Annotated in this window: 13 protein-coding genes and 1 pseudogene; 3 read left to right on the plus strand and 11 right to left on the minus strand. The window is 61.6% G+C overall.

Features of this window, described 5'->3' with window-relative positions:
• Positions 1-116: 116 nt before the first annotated feature.
• Entirely contained in the window at positions 117-758 is a 642-nt protein-coding gene (locus tag ACFPWW_RS05670; RefSeq protein WP_377310912.1) for a hypothetical protein, read from the plus strand.
• Positions 759-844: 86 nt separating this feature from the next.
• Here ACFPWW_RS05670 and ACFPWW_RS05675 read toward each other — a convergent pair whose 3' ends face one another.
• Together ACFPWW_RS05675 and ACFPWW_RS05680 are read right to left on the minus strand one after the other, a co-directional pair.
• Positions 845-2,056 carry an SGNH family hydrolase gene (locus ACFPWW_RS05675; RefSeq protein WP_377310914.1) on the minus strand — a complete coding sequence of 404 codons (1,212 nt, stop codon included), beginning with the start codon at positions 2,054-2,056 and terminating at the stop codon, positions 845-847.
• A gap of 179 nt (positions 2,057-2,235) precedes the next feature.
• Positions 2,236-3,459 (minus strand): lytic murein transglycosylase, encoded by a 1,224-nt coding sequence (locus ACFPWW_RS05680; protein ID WP_112703713.1) that lies wholly within the window; start codon positions 3,457-3,459, stop codon positions 2,236-2,238.
• Between the two features lie 204 nt (positions 3,460-3,663).
• On the opposite strand from ACFPWW_RS05680, the gene galU reads away from it, so the two are divergent.
• The gene (galU, locus tag ACFPWW_RS05685; RefSeq protein ID WP_112563777.1) at positions 3,664-4,551 is read left to right on the plus strand and encodes a UTP--glucose-1-phosphate uridylyltransferase GalU; all 888 of its coding nucleotides are present in this window, start codon (positions 3,664-3,666) and stop codon (positions 4,549-4,551) included.
• A 6-nt stretch (positions 4,552-4,557) separates the two neighbouring features.
• On the opposite strand, the gene ACFPWW_RS05690 is transcribed toward galU, so the two are convergent.
• Positions 4,558-6,093 carry an outer membrane beta-barrel protein gene (locus ACFPWW_RS05690; protein WP_377310917.1) on the minus strand — a complete coding sequence of 512 codons (1,536 nt, stop codon included), beginning with the start codon at positions 6,091-6,093 and terminating at the stop codon, positions 4,558-4,560.
• Between the two features lie 144 nt (positions 6,094-6,237).
• On the opposite strand from ACFPWW_RS05690, the gene ACFPWW_RS05695 reads away from it, so the two are divergent.
• Positions 6,238-7,233, plus strand: a complete 996-nt coding sequence (locus ACFPWW_RS05695; protein WP_112563781.1) for a KpsF/GutQ family sugar-phosphate isomerase — start codon at positions 6,238-6,240, stop codon at positions 7,231-7,233.
• Here ACFPWW_RS05695 and ACFPWW_RS05700 read toward each other — a convergent pair whose 3' ends face one another.
• From ACFPWW_RS05700 to ACFPWW_RS05735, 8 genes and pseudogenes are all read right to left on the minus strand, one after another.
• A complete protein-coding gene (locus ACFPWW_RS05700) occupies positions 7,234-7,689 on the minus strand; it encodes an NfeD family protein (RefSeq protein WP_112563782.1) in 456 nt (151 codons plus the stop codon).
• A gap of 3 nt (positions 7,690-7,692) precedes the next feature.
• Positions 7,693-8,715, minus strand: a complete 1,023-nt coding sequence (locus ACFPWW_RS05705) for an SPFH domain-containing protein (protein WP_112563784.1) — start codon at positions 8,713-8,715, stop codon at positions 7,693-7,695.
• 217 nt (positions 8,716-8,932) lie between these two features.
• Positions 8,933-9,964 carry a ferrochelatase gene (gene hemH, locus ACFPWW_RS05710; protein ID WP_377310919.1) on the minus strand — a complete coding sequence of 344 codons (1,032 nt, stop codon included), beginning with the start codon at positions 9,962-9,964 and terminating at the stop codon, positions 8,933-8,935.
• A 125-nt stretch (positions 9,965-10,089) separates the two neighbouring features.
• Positions 10,090-12,000 carry a 5'-nucleotidase C-terminal domain-containing protein gene (locus ACFPWW_RS05715; RefSeq protein WP_377310920.1) on the minus strand — a complete coding sequence of 637 codons (1,911 nt, stop codon included), beginning with the start codon at positions 11,998-12,000 and terminating at the stop codon, positions 10,090-10,092.
• 202 nt (positions 12,001-12,202) lie between these two features.
• Positions 12,203-12,571 carry an outer membrane lipoprotein Omp10 gene (omp10, locus tag ACFPWW_RS05720; protein WP_112563790.1) on the minus strand — a complete coding sequence of 123 codons (369 nt, stop codon included), beginning with the start codon at positions 12,569-12,571 and terminating at the stop codon, positions 12,203-12,205.
• A 173-nt stretch (positions 12,572-12,744) separates the two neighbouring features.
• Positions 12,745-14,190 carry a homospermidine synthase gene (locus tag ACFPWW_RS05725; RefSeq protein ID WP_112563792.1) on the minus strand — a complete coding sequence of 482 codons (1,446 nt, stop codon included), beginning with the start codon at positions 14,188-14,190 and terminating at the stop codon, positions 12,745-12,747.
• 131 nt (positions 14,191-14,321) lie between these two features.
• Positions 14,322-15,178 (minus strand): annotated as a pseudogene (locus ACFPWW_RS05730) (heme-dependent oxidative N-demethylase family protein).
• A gap of 47 nt (positions 15,179-15,225) precedes the next feature.
• Complete coding sequence (locus ACFPWW_RS05735) at positions 15,226-15,510, minus strand: YciI family protein (RefSeq protein WP_112563796.1); 285 nt, start codon at positions 15,508-15,510, stop codon at positions 15,226-15,228.
• Position 15,511: the final 1 nt, after the last annotated feature.

The following is a 15,511-nucleotide window of genomic DNA, read 5'->3' on the forward strand; positions in this document are numbered from 1 at the left end:
GAACCGGCCCTGCGGCGACCGCACGGACATGCCCCCACCGATCGGTCGCGAGGCGTTTCACTGCTGGCGGCGGCGCAAGGGACAAGATCGCCGCCGGCCACGACAAAGGACAAACCATGGTTTCCGCAATCGACAGCACGCGGCTGGTCTCAGCCCAATATGCCCTGAAGAACCTGCGCGGTTCCGATGACGACAACAGTCAGAGCGCCACCGATTCCTCCAGCGCTGCCAGCATCCTCAGCAGTTACGGCCTGGATCCGGACACGTCGTCGCTGCTTTCCAACAATGCGCTTGCCAGCCTGTTCGACACGCTTTCGACGCAGAGCGATCAGACCGACGAAACAACAGAGACATCGGGCGAAAATCCCGACGTGACGAGTTCGCCCTTCATGGCCATGCTCAAAAAGCAGCTTGAAGAGGCGGCCGAGCAGGAGGGCAGCAGCGGCACGGCACATGACATGCTGGCTGCTCTTGAAAACGGCACGCTCACGGTTTCCGATCCTGCGCAGGGCGTCTCGATCACCGCCTGGGACGTTGCAAATCCGGACGAGGCCGACACCGACAGCAAGCCCGGCACCGATATCGACACGAGCGGCTGGAACGATTTCCTCAACGCGCATCTGAAGCGCGGCGATGATGCATCCTTTGTCAAGCAGGGCGATCACTATGTGGATCAGCTCGACAACAGCAATGCCTATTTTGGCCAGATCGGCTCGAATTTCTACTATCTGACCTGGCCGCAGGCGGCGGCCAAGTAGTCCGGGGTGCAGACGAGGGTTGCTGCGTAGATCAAGGCGTCAGAGCGCCCGCGTCCGAACAGACGCGCGGCGCCCGGGCGGCCTTCTCACTTCACGGAAACTTCCGCCGTCGTCTTCAGCGTCGGCATGCGGTAGTCGTCGATGCGGCCTGCGGGCGCCGGCGCCATTTCGCCCTGCTCGACCAGGAGATCGCGCGGCGATTTCGTCAGCGCCACCGGTGCGGCCCTGCCGGCGCCGAGCAGCTCGGCGCCACCATCGAGGTTTGGATCGGACAGGCTGATCGGCTGGGTGTGTTCCACCGGATTGGCGGGCAGCGTCAGCGCCGGCAGGTTGCCGGGATCGAGGCGCACCAGATCGGGGCTTGCCTGAGTACCGAGAATGCGACGTGCCGGCTTTTCCACATAGAATGCGAGCTTGCGACGCCCGGCCTGGGTCAGGTTGATCCCGTCAGCGGTGCGCAGGCGCACCTGCTGGCCGTTGACGTCTGAGCCGGTGACGATGAACTTGCCGTTCTCGTCCACGAAACCGTCCCAGATATCGACGAACTCGCCGCCGACGCTTTCCACCTGGTTGCGATAGAGCTGGTTCATCTGCACGGCATCGGCCGTCATCGAATCGGATTCGAAGGCGGGAAGTCCGACCCAGAGCAGGGGGATCTTGCGGCTTGTGATCTCCTTGCCGAAGGCCAGCACGCGGCGCTCATATTCGCTGAACCAGCCATCGGTGCGAAACTTCTCCTTGCCGGCATCCGTCACCATCTGCTGGCGGTCGTTGGCGCCGATCATGACGACGACCATGGCCGGTTTCAGCTCGTCGATCATCTTCGGCAGTTCACCGGGCCAGTTGTAATAGTCGTCGCGCACGAGACCGGACGAGACATTGCTGCGGGCTTCGACGACGACGCCCGGCGAGGCTTCAAAGGCAGCCGTGAGGCCGTCGCCAAGGCCGCCGGCAAGAAAATCGCCGACGATCAGGATTTTCTGCGCGTTGTCCAGCTTCTGGACCACGGGTTCAGCGGGTGCGACAGGCGCCGTGCGCATCGGCGTCACGGCCTTCTGCGCAGGCGGGCGCTTGCGCTGCTGCTGTTGCCGTCGCGGCTGGGCGCGCATTTCGGGCGGCGGGCTCTCGTCGATGTAGCGACGGCCGAGAAAGAAATCGAGAATAGATCGGCGCTGGTAACGAAGCTCCTGTGCCCCGGCGTCGTAGGCCGGCAGCGTAGCACCCAGGCAAAAAGAAAACGCGGCTGCGGCAAGCGCAAGCCTGCTATTCCATCGGGGCCGGTCTATTGTTTTCGTCATCGGGCAGTTCCGCATCTGCCGGGCATCTTGCATAGGCAGCAGCTTTCCGTCCACTCCACCCTTGTTATTTAGGTCAGGCTTTCCCCGCTTCTACAGTATCGGACTGAAAATCGGATTCGGTTTTCGGAAAGTGCGATACGCAGATTCAAGGAGTTAGAGTGTCCCTGGAGAGAGGACGCCTATCGGCGCAGGGCGTGGAGAAGCGAAAGCGAAGGCTCGCCATCCGGCTGCATGCCGAAGCGCTCCTGAACGGCGGCAATGGCCGCCTTGGAACCCGAGCCGAAATTGCCGTCGACATCGCCGCTATAATAACCAAGCGTCTTCAGGCGCGTCTGCAGTTCGAACTTCTCGGTGATATCGAGTGAGCCTTCCGGACGCGGCCAGCGCTGCTGCATGCCGCCAAAGCCGGCAATCTGGTCTGCCAGCAGGCCAACGGCGAGCGCATAGCTGTCGGAGGCATTGTAGTTCTTGATGGTGAAGAAGTTCGCCGTCATCAGGAAGCCCGGACCGTCGCTGCCTGCCGGCATTTTTAGCATGGCGCGGGTGTCGCCGTCCTTGAAAGGTTTGCCGTTCGGTCGCTTCACGCCGAGTGCGGCCCATTGGGCGAGCGTCCGCGTCTTGCCGACCTGCTGCGCTGCGGATGCCGGGACGGCAACCTCGTAGCCCCAGGTCCTGCCGGTGTCCCAGCCGTTCTTCATGAGGAGGTTTGCCGATGTCGCCAGCGCGTCGGGCACGGAATTCCAGATGTCGCGATGGCCGTTGCCATCGGCGTCGACGGCATAGAGAAGGTAGCTTGTCGGGATGAACTGGGTGTGGCCCATGGCGCCTGCCCAGGAACCGGTCATTTGCCTGGCGGGCACGTCGCCGTTCTGCAGGATCTTCAGGGCTGCGATCAACTGCTTCTTGGCAAATTTGGCGCGCTTGGGATCGGCATAGGCGAGCGTTGCCAAGGCGCGCGGCACATAATGAAGACGATCGTCCTTGGTGAGAACCGCGCCGTAATTCGATTCCATCGACCAGATGGCGAGCAGAATCGATTTGTCGACGCCGAAGCGGCGCTGGATCGCGTCCAGCGTCTTGGCGTGCCTGGCGGCCATCTTGCGGCCGATTTCCACAGTGTAGGGATTGACGCGGGAATCGACATAATCCCAGATTTTCGATGTGAATTCAGGCTGATAGGTTGCCTTTTCCAGCACGGTGGGGTCCGGTTCGCTTACCCCTGAAAAGGCTTTCTGATACGTTGCCTTACTGATGCCACTCTGCGCGGCAGTTTGGTAGAAGTTCGCGATCCACTTCTGGAACCGGACATCCGCTTTTGCATTATTGGGGGCCAGTCCAGCCGCTGTGGCGACAACGATGGCGAGAGCAAGACCACGAAGGGAGTTCACATAGTTCTGGGTCATCGGCAGTCGTATCCGTCATCTTCAGTTTTAGCCTGGGCGGTACGTCATGTCCGTCCTACGCCGAAATTACAGGAACGGAGTCAACAAATTCTTTACCATGGAAGGCCGGTCCAGTCACCATTTGCAAAACCGTAGCAATTCTATACTAGTTCAAATCGATGTAGCGTTTCGTTAAAAGCGGTATAGTCAAAACAGGAGGTCGGTGTGGCTCTGAATAAGAAAGTTCGCAAGGCAGTATTTCCAGTCGCAGGTCTGGGAACGCGATTCCTTCCAGCCACTAAAGCAGTTCCGAAGGAAATGCTGACTGTCGTTGATAAACCAATCATTCAGTATGTTGTCGACGAAGCACTTGAAGCAGGCATTGAACATCTGGTTTTTGTTACTGGTCGTAACAAGCATGTCATCGAAGATTACTTCGATATTCATTTCGAGCTTGAACAGACGCTCAAGGAGCGCGCCAAGAAGGCGGAAATCACCCTGCTGCAGCAGCAGCTTCCCAAGGCAGGCACGGTGAGCTTTACCCGTCAGCAGGAGCCGCTCGGCCTCGGCCATGCCGTCTGGTGCGCCCGCGAGATCGTCGGCGACGAACCTTTCGCGCTTCTTCTGCCCGACATGATCATGAAGGATGAGAAGGGCTGCATGAAGGGCATGATGGAGCTCTACGAACACAGCGGCGGCAATATCATCGCCGTCGAGGAATGCGCTCCCGACCAGGCCCACAAATATGGCATCGTCGGTGTCGGCGAGGCTATCGGCGAGGGCTTCCGCATCACCGGCATGGTCGAAAAGCCGGCCAAGGGCACGGCTCCTTCCAACTTCTTCATCAACGGCCGCTACATCCTGCAGCCGGAAATCTTCAAGATCCTGGAAACCCAGGAACGCGGCGCCGGCAATGAAATCCAGCTTACCGACGGCATGCTGAAGCTGCTGAAGGAGCAGGATTTCGCAGGCTACCATTTCAAGGGTGAAACTTACGACTGCGGCGCCAAGGACGGTTTCATCCTCGCCAACGTCGCTTTCGCTCTTGAGCGCGCGGATATCCGTCCGAGCGTCGAAGACGGCTTCAGGAATCTGCTCGGCCGTTTGAAGTAAGGCTTCTCAGCGTTTCACCTTGAGACCGACGCCGGCTCGCCACTGCTGCGAGTCGTCGCCCTCCTTGCGCGTCGTCAGCTCGTAGCCGAGCGTGCTGGTGAAATCGAGGTAGCGATTGATATTCCAGACAAGACCAGACGAGGCGGTGTAAACCGTCTCGTCGCTTATCGTGCTTCCGCTTGGATAGTCGCGCAGCGTCACGCCACCGATGACCGTTGCCACCAGATTGTCGCGCAGCTGATGATCGACCGTGGTCGTGAGCTGGTGCGAGACATAGCCGCTTTCGCCTGCTGCGGTGGACGGCTGGATGCTGGTCTGGAGATCCAGATTGACATTCGTTCCGCGGATCGGCGACCATAGCAGGCTGGCATCGAGCGTCGCCGTATCGATCGCTTTCAGGCGGCTGTCGTCGAAATCGGCCGTCGCATAACCGACCGCGACCTCGCCTTTCAGTTTTTCGCCCATATCGACCTCGACGCCGCCCTTGGCGCCGTAACTGTCTCCGGAGCGGCGGTAGCCCGAGGAATCGACGCGTTCGTCGTAATTGGTCTTGCCGACCGACGCCTCGATGAAGGGAATGAGAGCCGGCGAGAGCTCGTAGCCGATGCGGCCGCGTATCGTGCCCGTCGTCTCGTTGCGGTCGCTCAGCGAAACCGTCGTCCCGTTTGAAAGCTTCGCATCCGAATAGATCGAACGGGAGAGCGCAACGGCGGTCGTACCGCGGATGATGCCGAAATCATGCTCGATCGAGGCGCCGCCGGTAAACTCCTGCACGTCCGACTGCTGCGTCGCATCGGTGATCGCATCCGGATCATCGGTATCTTCACGATAGAAATTATAGCCGCCGGTAATATGGGCGACGGTGTCGCGCGGCAGGTCAAGCCGCAGATCGCCATCGATCTTGAAGGAGGGCTGCTCTTCTCCTTCGCCGCTGATGTTCTTCTGCCAGGCGCCTTCGGTGGTGACGGTCAGTTGATGCCGGCTCCAGTCGGAGGTCAGCGTCGCACCCATATCGGTTTCGAGGAAGCCACGGCTCTGTTTCGTGCTGCCGTCCTTCGTGGTCTCGCTGTTGATCGTCTGCGTGACGCTCGGGCGCAGCACGAAGCTGCCGACGGGGATTCCGGGCGTCTGCTCGGTGGAAACGCTCTCGGAAAGCGTGCGCGCGGGCGTTTCGTCGAGGCGCGGTTCGCGGGTGTTCAGCCTGCGCATGTCCTCGTCGAGGATCGAACCGGTGGTCTCGTCGTCGGGCTGCGCTGTCGGGGCGAGTGCGGCTGCGCTGTCCACATCCTGCGCCGTCGTGTTGGCGGGGGTGGTCGTATCATCAGCTGCGCCGTCGAAAGCCGGTGCGACACCGTTTGCGCCGTTGCGCTGTGCGGCTGTCGTGGCCGTCGCGGCGGAATTCGTCGTGCCAGCCGGTTGTTGCGACGTCGCCTGCTGGGCGAAAGCCGAGGGCGCAAGCAGCAGGCCGACGGCCGTGACAGAAACGACACGGCTCATGGCGCGGAGCGGCGTCACACTGCTCGTCTGTTTTCCCTGGCCCATTAAAATCCGCGCCTGAAATGCTTCGAAGTCTTACCCAAGCGTAAAGCCTTGTGGTTAACCATTCGTTGCGCTGCCGGCCGTGCGTTCATACATGGGAAACATTGTCGGGTGGACAGGTAAAGTGAAAAGGTCTAACGCATTGCCATGATCAGGAGAGCGGTAAAACTCGTCGAAAACAGCGTGCTGGAATCGGGCAGACGCACCGTCAGCATCGAAAGGCGCGCACTTGAGGCGCTCGAACGTGCTTTCGACGATGGGCTCGCCGGACCTTTTACCCGTGCCGTCGAGATGATTGGCGAGAATACCGGCCGCGTGATCGTCACCGGCGTCGGCAAGAGCGGCCATATCGGCACCAAGATTGCCGCCACCTTCGCCTCGACGGGCACGCCCGCGTTTTTCGTCCATGCGGCGGAAGCCAATCACGGCGATCTCGGCATGATCGCCGGCGACGACGTCGTGCTGGCGATCTCCAAGGGCGGCGAGAGCGCCGAACTGAAGAGCATCATTTCCTATACGCGGCGGTTTTCCATTCCGCTGATCGCCATGACCTGCAGCCCGCAATCCTCACTGGCGACGGCTTCGGATGTCGCGCTGCTGATTCCCAACGAGGAAGAGGCCTGTCCCAACGGGCTGGCGCCAACCACATCGACGATGATGCAGCTTGCGCTCGGCGACGCGCTGGCGATTGCGCTTCTCGACGCGCGCGGCTTCACGGCGACGGATTTCCATGTTTTCCATCCCGGTGGCAAGCTGGGGGCGAGCCTGATGCATGTCGCCGACATCATGCATACCGGTGACCGCGTGCCGCTGGTCGCGAAGGGCACGTCCGTGCCCGATGCGATCAAGGTGCTGTCGCACAAGCATTTCGGCTGCGTCGGCGTGCTCGATGCGGATGGCCGGCTTTGCGGCATCGTGACGGATGGCGACATGTCCCGCAACCTCAGCCGCAACCTGGCGGAGCTGAAGGTCGACGACATCATGACGCGAGCGCCAAAGACAGTCCGACCCACGGTGCTGGCGACGGCGGCCCTGGCGCTGCTCGAGCAGCATAAGATCGGCGCACTCATCGTCATTGACGACGAACAGCGCCCGATCGGGCTCGTTCACTTCCACGATCTCCTGCGGATCGGCGTCGCCTGATCAGGTTGGCTCGACCGTCAGGTCGCGGCCGTTGCTCGAAACCACCTTGACCTGCGTTCCGGCCGGAAGATCCGGCCCAATGACCTGCCACATCGTATCGTCGAGACGAATGCGGCCGCGGCCTTCGCGGATCGGCTCGCGCAGCGTGGCGGTGCGGCCGACGAGGCTCGCACCACGCTGATTGAGGAATGGCTCGTCCGTGGCGTCGTTGCGCAGCGTTATCCGCCGACCAATGAACGTTGCGGCGACGGCGAGGACGGCGAAGAGGATCGCCTGAAGTTCCCAGACCCAGAAGGCGGCGTCCCAGAAAAGCAGCGACAGAATACCGACGGCAAGGGCGGCGAGCCCGATCCAGACCAGGAAGAAGCCCGGTACGACCATTTCGGCGGCAAGCAGTACGAGGCCTGCAACCCACCAGCTCCACGGTCCAAGTTCGCCGACGATCCTGGCCAGCATGGCTTATCGCTCCGAATTGGGATTGAAGGGACTGGGCGGCGGGGCGACCGGAGGCGTCGAGCGCGCCGGACCGGGACGCGGCCGCGGCGGAGGCGGCGGGTTGCTGCCGTCGCCAAAGACTTCGCGGGCAATCGCGCCGATGCCGCCGAGCGAGCCGAGAATGGAGGAAGCCTCCATCGGCATCAGCACGACCTTGGCATTGCTGCCCTGGCCGATCGAAGCCAATGCTTCCGTATATTTCTGCGCCACGAAATAGTTGATTGCCTGTACGTCACCGACGGCAATGGCTTCGGAGACCATGCGCGTCGCCTTGGCTTCGGCCTCGGCCAGTCGTTCGCGGGCCTCGGCTTCGCGGAAAGCCGCCTCGCGCTGACCTTCGGCTTCCAGAATGGCGGACTGCTTGGCGCCTTCGGCCCGCAGGATCTGGGCGTTGCGGAAGCCTTCGGCTTCGAGCACCTGGGCGCGCTTCTCGCGCTCCGCCTTCATCTGCCGGGCCATCGCATCCACGAGATCCGTCGGCGGGCGGATGTCCTTGATTTCGATGCGAGTGACCTTGATGCCCCAGGGTTGCACGGCATCGTCGACAACGCGCAGCAGGCGGTCGTTGATGGCGTCGCGGTTCGAGAGCAGCTCGTCGAGATCCATCGAGCCCATGACCGAGCGGATGTTGGTCATCGTCAGGTTCAGGATGGCGTTTTCGAGATTGGAAACCTGATAGGCGGCCTGCGCGGCGTTCAGCACCTGGTAGAAGGCGACGGCATCGGCGGCAACCGAGGCGTTGTCCTTGGTGATGACCTCCTGCGTCGGCACGTCGAGCACCTGCTCCATGACGTTCATGCGGGCGCCGATGCGCTCGATGAAGGGCGTGATGAGATTGAGGCCGGGTTCCAGCGTGCGCGTATAACGGCCGAAACGCTCGATCGTGTAGCGGTAGCCCTGGGGCACCGTCTTGATGCCTGCAAACAGCACCAAGATGACGAAAATCACCAGTGCGATCACAACGATATCGAAGCCGCCGAGCAGCATGTAGTCCTCCCTGAGCCCGTGTAACTGACGTGGTGAGTTACCATGTTCTTTGCAAGGAAGGAATGACGGTCTTGCCTGTCAAATCAGGGTGATAGGCCGGCGTTGCCGAGATGGCGCTTCCCGATGCGGCCGCCTGTCAGGCAGCGGGTGAGAAAGGGCTGATCGTCCGGCTTCGGTTTGCCCGTGCCGGCGCCGGAACAGCCGGCGTCCGCATCGCTCACGCCCAGCCCTGCAGCTCGCGGCGCACGACCTTTTCCAGCACCTGCATGCCGTCCTCGCTGTCGTTCAGGCAGGGGATGTGCGTGAACTGTTCGCCGCCATTGTGCTTGAAAGAATGAGCGGCCTGTTCGGCAATCTCTTCCAGCGTCTCCAGACAGTCGGAAACGAAGCCGGGGTTCATGACGGCGATGCGTTTGACGCCGTCCTGCGCCAGCTTTTCGACGGTCTTGTCGGTGTAAGGCTGCAGCCATTCCTCCGGCCCGAAACGGGACTGGAAGGTGACCATGAAGTTTTCCTCGGCCAGTCCGAGACGCTCGCGCAGCAGGCGTCCGGTCTTCTGACACTGGCAATAATAGGGATCGCCCTGCTGGAAATAGGAGAGCGGAATGCCGTGGAAGGAGGCCAGCAGCATCTCCGGTTTCCAGTCGAGGGTGGCAAGATGCCGTTCGACGGATTTGGCGAGCGCTTCGATATAGGTCTCGTCGTCATGATAATCCGGCACCGTGCGCAGTGCCGGCTGCCAGCGCATGGTGAGCAGCTTCTGGAAGGCCTTGTCGTTGACCGTTGCGGTGGTGGCAGCCGCATATTGCGGGTAGAGCGGGAAAAGCAGGATGCGGTCGCAGCCTTCGTCCTTCAGCGCCTGGATGCGCGAAGGGATGGAGGGCGTACCATAGCGCATCGCCCAGTCGACCTTGACGTTGGGCAGATCCTTCAGCCGCTCGGCCATGAAATCCGACTGGTTGCGGGTATAGGTGCGCAGCCAGCTTTCGTTCAGGTCCTTGTTCCAGATCGTCTCATAGGCCTTGCCCACCTTCTGCGGGCGCGTGTTGAGCACGATACCGAACAGGATCGGATACCATTTCCACGGCGACCACTCGATGACGCGCTTGTCCGTCAGGAATTCGCGCAGGTAGCGGCGCATGGAGGTGTAGTCGGTGCCATCAGGCGTGCCGAGATTGACCAGCAGGATGCCGACCTTGTCGAATTGGACGGCGGGATGGTCCACCGGGCGGATTGCAGTATCTGTCATTCTGGCCCCAACGCGCTTTCGTGTCTTGCCGGCTCACACGAGCCAGCCGACCACGGTTCACCCTATAAGAAGAAAAGCCGGTCCGGGAAACCCCGGACCGGCTATGATGATCGGGACAAATCGTCTTACTTGGCCGGTACCTGGATTTCCTCGCCGATCCTCAGATGGCGCGGGTTCGGGCTGCCGTTGGCTTCCGACAGTTTGCGCCATTCGGCGCCGTCGCCGTAGAAGGTCCTGGCGAGATCCCAGAACGTGTCGCCGGCCACGATGACATGGGTCGAGGGGGCAGCCGGCGCCGAAGCTGCGGGAGTTGCAGGGGCCGGCGCGGGTTCTGCCGACGGAGCCGGCGTCGCGGGGGCCGGAGCCGGTTGGGCCGAAGGCGCCGGTGCTGCCGGTGCCGGTGCCGGCTCGGCGGAAGGAGCAGGTGCCGCCTGCGCAATTTCGGTAATGCGGCCGTCCGTATAGGGCTTATAGGGCGAGTGCGCGGCAATATATTCAGCCGTCACATCGGCGAGGTCCGGACCGTAGTCATAGGCATTCTGACCGTCCTTGAAGGCGACATAGCCGTCGCCGCCGGCGCGCATGAAGTTGTTGGTGGCGACGCTATAGGTCTTGGCATTGTCGATCGGCACGAACGTGTCGCCATCCTTGACCTGGACGTCGCTGACGCGGCTGCCGACCGGCTTCGACTGGTCGAAGGAGAATTTGAGGCCGGCGACCTGCGGGAAGCGGCCGGCGCCCTGGTCGATCTGGCTGACGCCGTTTTCAAGCGCCTTGACGATATCGGCGCCCGTCAGCTGGAAGGTGGCGAGCGTGTTCTGGAAGGGCAGCACGGTGATGACTTCGCCCTGGGTGACGTCGCCGCCATCGATGGAGGCGCGCAGGCCGCCGCCGTTCTGGATGGCGATGGTCACGCCCTGGTTCTTGCTGCGGTCGAGCATGGCGTCGGCCACGAGATTGCCCATCGAGCATTCCTTGACGCGGCAAACCTTGCGGTCGCCCTCGATCGGGCCTTCGGAGGAGCCGATCACCTTCTTGCGCAGTTCCTCGATCGGTTTTGCCAGTTCGACGATGCGGGCTGTCACGGCCGGATCGGGAGCAAAGGAGGAATCGATCAGGATCGGGTCGCCCTTGGCCTCCTTGACGACTCCGTTGTCATCGAAGTTCACGACGAGATCGCCGAGATATTTGCTGTAGGAGGCTGCCTGCACCACCGGCACCTTGTAGCCGCCGGGATTGTCGACCATCGTCGGGTAGGGGCCTTCGGCCTTCGGGTCGGTGTTCGAGAGCAGGCTGTGCGAATGGCCGCCGACGACCACATCGACATCGGGGATCTTGGCGATCATCGCAAGGTCGCGCGGATAGCCGACATGGGTGAGCGCAATGATCTTGTTGACGCCTTCGCCCTTCAGCTTTTGCACTTCGGCCGTGATGCTCTGGACATCATCGGCGATCGTCACGTTCGGGCCGGGCGAGGAAAGCTCCGGCGTATCGTTGGTGACGGCGCCGACGATGCCGATCTTCTGGCCGCCGACATCGAGTACGAGCGAGGGCTTGACGCGATCGCCGATCTTGGAGGCGGCACTTGCCTTGACGTTGGCGGTGACGACCGGGAACTGCACCTTGTCGAGAAAGGTCGCAAGCCCGTCCTCGCTGTCGTCGAATTCATGGTTGCCGACCGTCATGGCGTCGAACTTCATGAGGTTCAGCATCTCGGCTTCGGCCGCGCCCTTGTAGGTCGTGTAGAACAGCGAGCCCTGGAAGTTGTCGCCGGCATTGAGCAGCAGCGTGTTCTTTCCGTTCAGGGCCTGGCGGCGCTGGTCGATGGCGGTCTTCAGCCGTGCGGCGCCGCCAAAGCACTCGTTCTTGCCTTCTTCCTCGGCAGAGCACGTGGAATCGAACTTGTTGATCGATTCGATGCGCGAGTGGAAATCGTTGATATGCAGAATATTGAGTTCGTAATCCGCAAATGCGGCGCTCGTGCTCAGCGCCAGAATAGACGCGGTCAAAAGACCGAAGCTGAAAGACTTCGTCATCCCTGTTCTCCTGATTAAGGCCAGGCTGTTTACCCCTGATCCTGGCCGTCCCTCACGTGGATCGTCACCGACGATGCCGGCGCACGGATGTTTCCACCTCGGCCGGCCAACCGCAAGAGAGAAGCTGTGCAGGTGGTGTCGCTTTCCAAGGGGCTATCGACAAAAAAGCCGGTGGCGCGGCCGATTCCGGGGATGGCGCGATTTAGCTGCGGCGCGTCAGGACGAACTGTGCGCCGGCATCCGACGTGCAGTTCAGCTGGCTCGTGCTGACAAGGGCACAATTGACCTTGGACTGGGTGTTGCGAACCAGCGAGGTCATGTTGATTTCCACCAGCGACGGTGAGGTGTTGACATAGGTGCCTGAGGCCAGAAGCTGGTTGCTGTCGGTCGTGCGCGTCGTGAAGGTGCCGCCCTGGAAGGTGGAAACGATGCCGTTCGGGTCGGCCCAGGTTCCTTCGACACCCGTCGGAGCGGGCGCGGATGCGACAGGCAGCGGCCGCGGACCGGAAGAAACGCAGGCGGCAAGAGCTGCCGATGCAACCGCAAGAACGAGACCAGTTCTGATTTTCATAAGGCTTCTCCCGGCGAATTCGGAGCGGAAATTATTCGCGAACTTCGCGCAAAACATGGCGCGGGCATCCCGCGAAGGCAAGCCTTCGGGAGAGGCCGGCGGGCATTTAGACAGCAGGCGTTACAAAAATGCCCGCCTTGCAGCGGGCATCCTGGAAAGCGTTATGGCAAGGCTTAGCGAACGAGGATGTTCTTGAACTGCCAAGGATCCTTGGTGTCGATGTCTTCCGGGAACAGGCCCGGGCGACCGTCGAGCGGGGTCCAGTCGGTATAGTGGCCTTCGACCGGGCCAAGGTACTGGAGCTGCACTTCGAGGCAGCGCTTGTAATCCATCTCGTCGGCTTCGACGATGCCGGCCTTCGGATTTTCCAGCGCCCAGACCATGCCGGCGAGAACGGCGGACGTTACCTGCAGGCCGGTTGCATTCTGGTAGGGGGCGATGCGGCGGGTCTCTTCCAGCGACAGGCGCGAACCGTACCAGTAGGCGTTCTTGTCGTGGCCGTAGAGCAGCACGCCGAGTTCGTCGATGCCGTCGACCAGTTCGTTCTCGTCGAGAACGTGGAGGACCGGCTGCGGCTTGCCGCCGTTGCCGAACATCTCATGCAGCGAGAGGACCGCGTCGTTGGCCGGATGATAGGCATAGTGGCAGGTCGGGCGATAGGTGACGTCGCCGTCCTTGTCCCGGACCGTAAAGAAATCGGCGATCGAGATCGATTCGTTGTGGGTGACGAGGAAACCGTATTGCGGGCCGGGCGTCGGGCACCAGGTGCGTACGCGGGTGTTGGCGCCGGGCTGCTCCAGGAAGATGGCGGCCTTGGAGCCCTTCTTGTGCTTCTTGGCGTTCTTCGGCATCCAGTTTTCATGGGTGCCCCAGCCGAGCTCGGCCGGCTGCAGCCCTTCGGAGATGAAGCCTTCGACGGACCAGGTGTTCCAGAAGACGTTGAGCGGCTTCGGATGGATCGTGCGCTGCGTATCGCGCTCGGCGATGTGGATGCCCTTGACGCCGACCTTCTTCATGAGCTTGGCCCATTCCTCGCGGTCGTCCTGGCCCGGTTCGTCGAACTTCAGGCCGATGTCCTTGGCGAGGTTGAGCAGCGCCTGCTTGACGAACCAGGACACCATGCCCGGATTTGCGCCGCAGGTGGAAACGGCGGTCGTGCCGCCCGGGTTCTTGGCCTTTTCCTTGCGAACGGTTTCGCGCAGCGCATAGTTCGTGCGGTCTTCGTTCTTCATGTTCTTGTCGAAATAGAAGCCGAGCCAGGGCTCGACGACGGTATCGATATAGAGCACGTCCAGCTTGCGGCAGAGCTTGATGATGTCGAGCGACGAAGTGTCGACCGAAAGGTTGACGCAGAAGCCCTGTCCTTCGCCTTCGGTCAGGAGCGGCTTCAGCAGTTCCTTGTAATTGTCCTTGGTCACATGCGCCTGGATGTGCTTGACGCCGTGCTTTTCCAGAATGTGGGCATCGTCCGTGCGCGGGTCGATGACAACCATCCGGCTCTTGTCGAACTTGAAATGGCGCTCGATCAGGGGCAGCGTGCCGCGGCCGATGGAGCCAAAGCCGATCATGACGATCGGACCGGTAATTTCGCCATATACCGGATAGTTCTGTTCCGTCATTCTTTTCTCCTGTTGGAAGGGAACGAAGGCGTTCAGCCTAAAGAATTCATGTGAAAGTGCGACGAAGCTCGCGAAGTGACCGGCTCTAATCACAAAATGGCGTCACAATAAAGAGCGTTCCCCTGCAAAGATCAATTATCGGCGCTGCAAATTGCGCGCAATTTCCGCACGAGTTCGGCCCGCTGCAGGCTTAGTCCTTTGTACGCGGCCTGCCGGTCATCCAGCGCTTCCAACTGATCGGCAAAGCCGGCTGCCAGTTTCTGCGCCAGCGGATGGCGGGCAATGGCGGCGAGCGGATCGATATAGATGCGGATGGTGAAGAGAATGTCGCCCGACACAGGCAGCTTGCGGAGCGTCTGGCGCTCGACGCGCACGAAACGCTCCGCAAGCGTGAAGGCTTCGGCGTGAGGTGGCCGGCGATGTTTGGAGACCGGAAGGAAGAGATCCGCCGTGGTGTTGACCGACCAGTTCAGCCGCTCGACCGGCTGGGCGATCTGCAGGCTGTCGAAGATGCGGGTGATCAGTGCGGCATTGCGCGAGCCTTCGCCGAAGCCCGGCACATCCGCATGGATCTCATGCATCGGCCGTCCGAATTTCTCCCGCAACGACCATGAGGAGGGAAAGGCGACATGAGCGGCCACGAGATGCCAGCCGTCGTCCCTGCGGCGCATCAGAACGAGATCGTCCTGGATGAGCGAACCGGCCCTGAAAGAGGGGGCAGATCGGACGTATCCTGCCGGTGCATTGCCGGATGCCGCTCGGCAAGATGCGCGAGGAGAACGTCCAGCGCCTCCTGCTGGGCTGCTTCCGTCCCGTCCTCCGCGACGAAGATATCGTCAAACCGCTCGCCCGCCAGCCGCGCCTTTTCCTTCAGATAGACGTCGAGATCACCGTCAGGCTCGATCCAGCGGGCTGTATCGAGCGGCATCAGGCCGATCGTGAACGGTCGGGCCGAACCGTCATAGGGTGTGTAGGTCGGGCGTTTCATCGCCGCTCCTCGGTTGTGCCCGGCGGTTTGCCGGTTCGGCTTGCGGCTCAGCGTTTCAGAGCCTCCAGCCCTTCCGCCACCGTCGTCAGCGCGACTTCCGTGATCTCGTATTCGGCAACACCATGGACGGTGAAGGGATCGGCCGCCACGTAAGCTTCGATCTCCGCGCGTTCGCCAGCGGCAAGAATGACGCCGCCGGTGCGCGGCACCTTGCGGCCGGAGGCGAGGAACCAGCCTTTGGCATATCCTTCCCTCACCCAGGCCATATGCGGCTCCATGTGCCTGTCGGCCTCTTCGTTGGGCTTCACGTAGGTAAGGGAGAGGATAAACATT

Origin of the sequence: Rhizobium sp. GCM10022189 (assembly GCF_042656325.1) — a bacterium.
Lineage (GTDB): Bacteria > Pseudomonadota > Alphaproteobacteria > Rhizobiales > Rhizobiaceae > Rhizobium.

Coding starts and splice junctions, on each gene's coding strand:
- ACFPWW_RS05725 (WP_112563792.1), bottom strand. CDS start 14,190: ATGACGGAACAGAACTATCCGGTATATGGCGAAATTACCGGTCCGATC.
- ACFPWW_RS05700 (WP_112563782.1), bottom strand. CDS start 7,689: ATGCTGGCCAGGATCGTCGGCGAACTTGGACCGTGGAGCTGGTGGGTT.
- omp10 (WP_112563790.1), bottom strand. CDS start 12,571: ATGAAAATCAGAACTGGTCTCGTTCTTGCGGTTGCATCGGCAGCTCTT.
- ACFPWW_RS05735 (WP_112563796.1), bottom strand. CDS start 15,510: ATGTTTATCCTCTCCCTTACCTACGTGAAGCCCAACGAAGAGGCCGAC.
- ACFPWW_RS05695 (WP_112563781.1), top strand. CDS start 6,238: ATGATCAGGAGAGCGGTAAAACTCGTCGAAAACAGCGTGCTGGAATCG.
- ACFPWW_RS05670 (WP_377310912.1), top strand. CDS start 117: ATGGTTTCCGCAATCGACAGCACGCGGCTGGTCTCAGCCCAATATGCC.
- hemH (WP_377310919.1), bottom strand. CDS start 9,964: ATGACAGATACTGCAATCCGCCCGGTGGACCATCCCGCCGTCCAATTC.
- ACFPWW_RS05715 (WP_377310920.1), bottom strand. CDS start 12,000: ATGACGAAGTCTTTCAGCTTCGGTCTTTTGACCGCGTCTATTCTGGCG.
- ACFPWW_RS05690 (WP_377310917.1), bottom strand. CDS start 6,093: ATGGGCCAGGGAAAACAGACGAGCAGTGTGACGCCGCTCCGCGCCATG.
- ACFPWW_RS05680 (WP_112703713.1), bottom strand. CDS start 3,459: ATGACCCAGAACTATGTGAACTCCCTTCGTGGTCTTGCTCTCGCCATC.
- ACFPWW_RS05705 (WP_112563784.1), bottom strand. CDS start 8,715: ATGCTGCTCGGCGGCTTCGATATCGTTGTGATCGCACTGGTGATTTTC.
- ACFPWW_RS05675 (WP_377310914.1), bottom strand. CDS start 2,056: ATGACGAAAACAATAGACCGGCCCCGATGGAATAGCAGGCTTGCGCTT.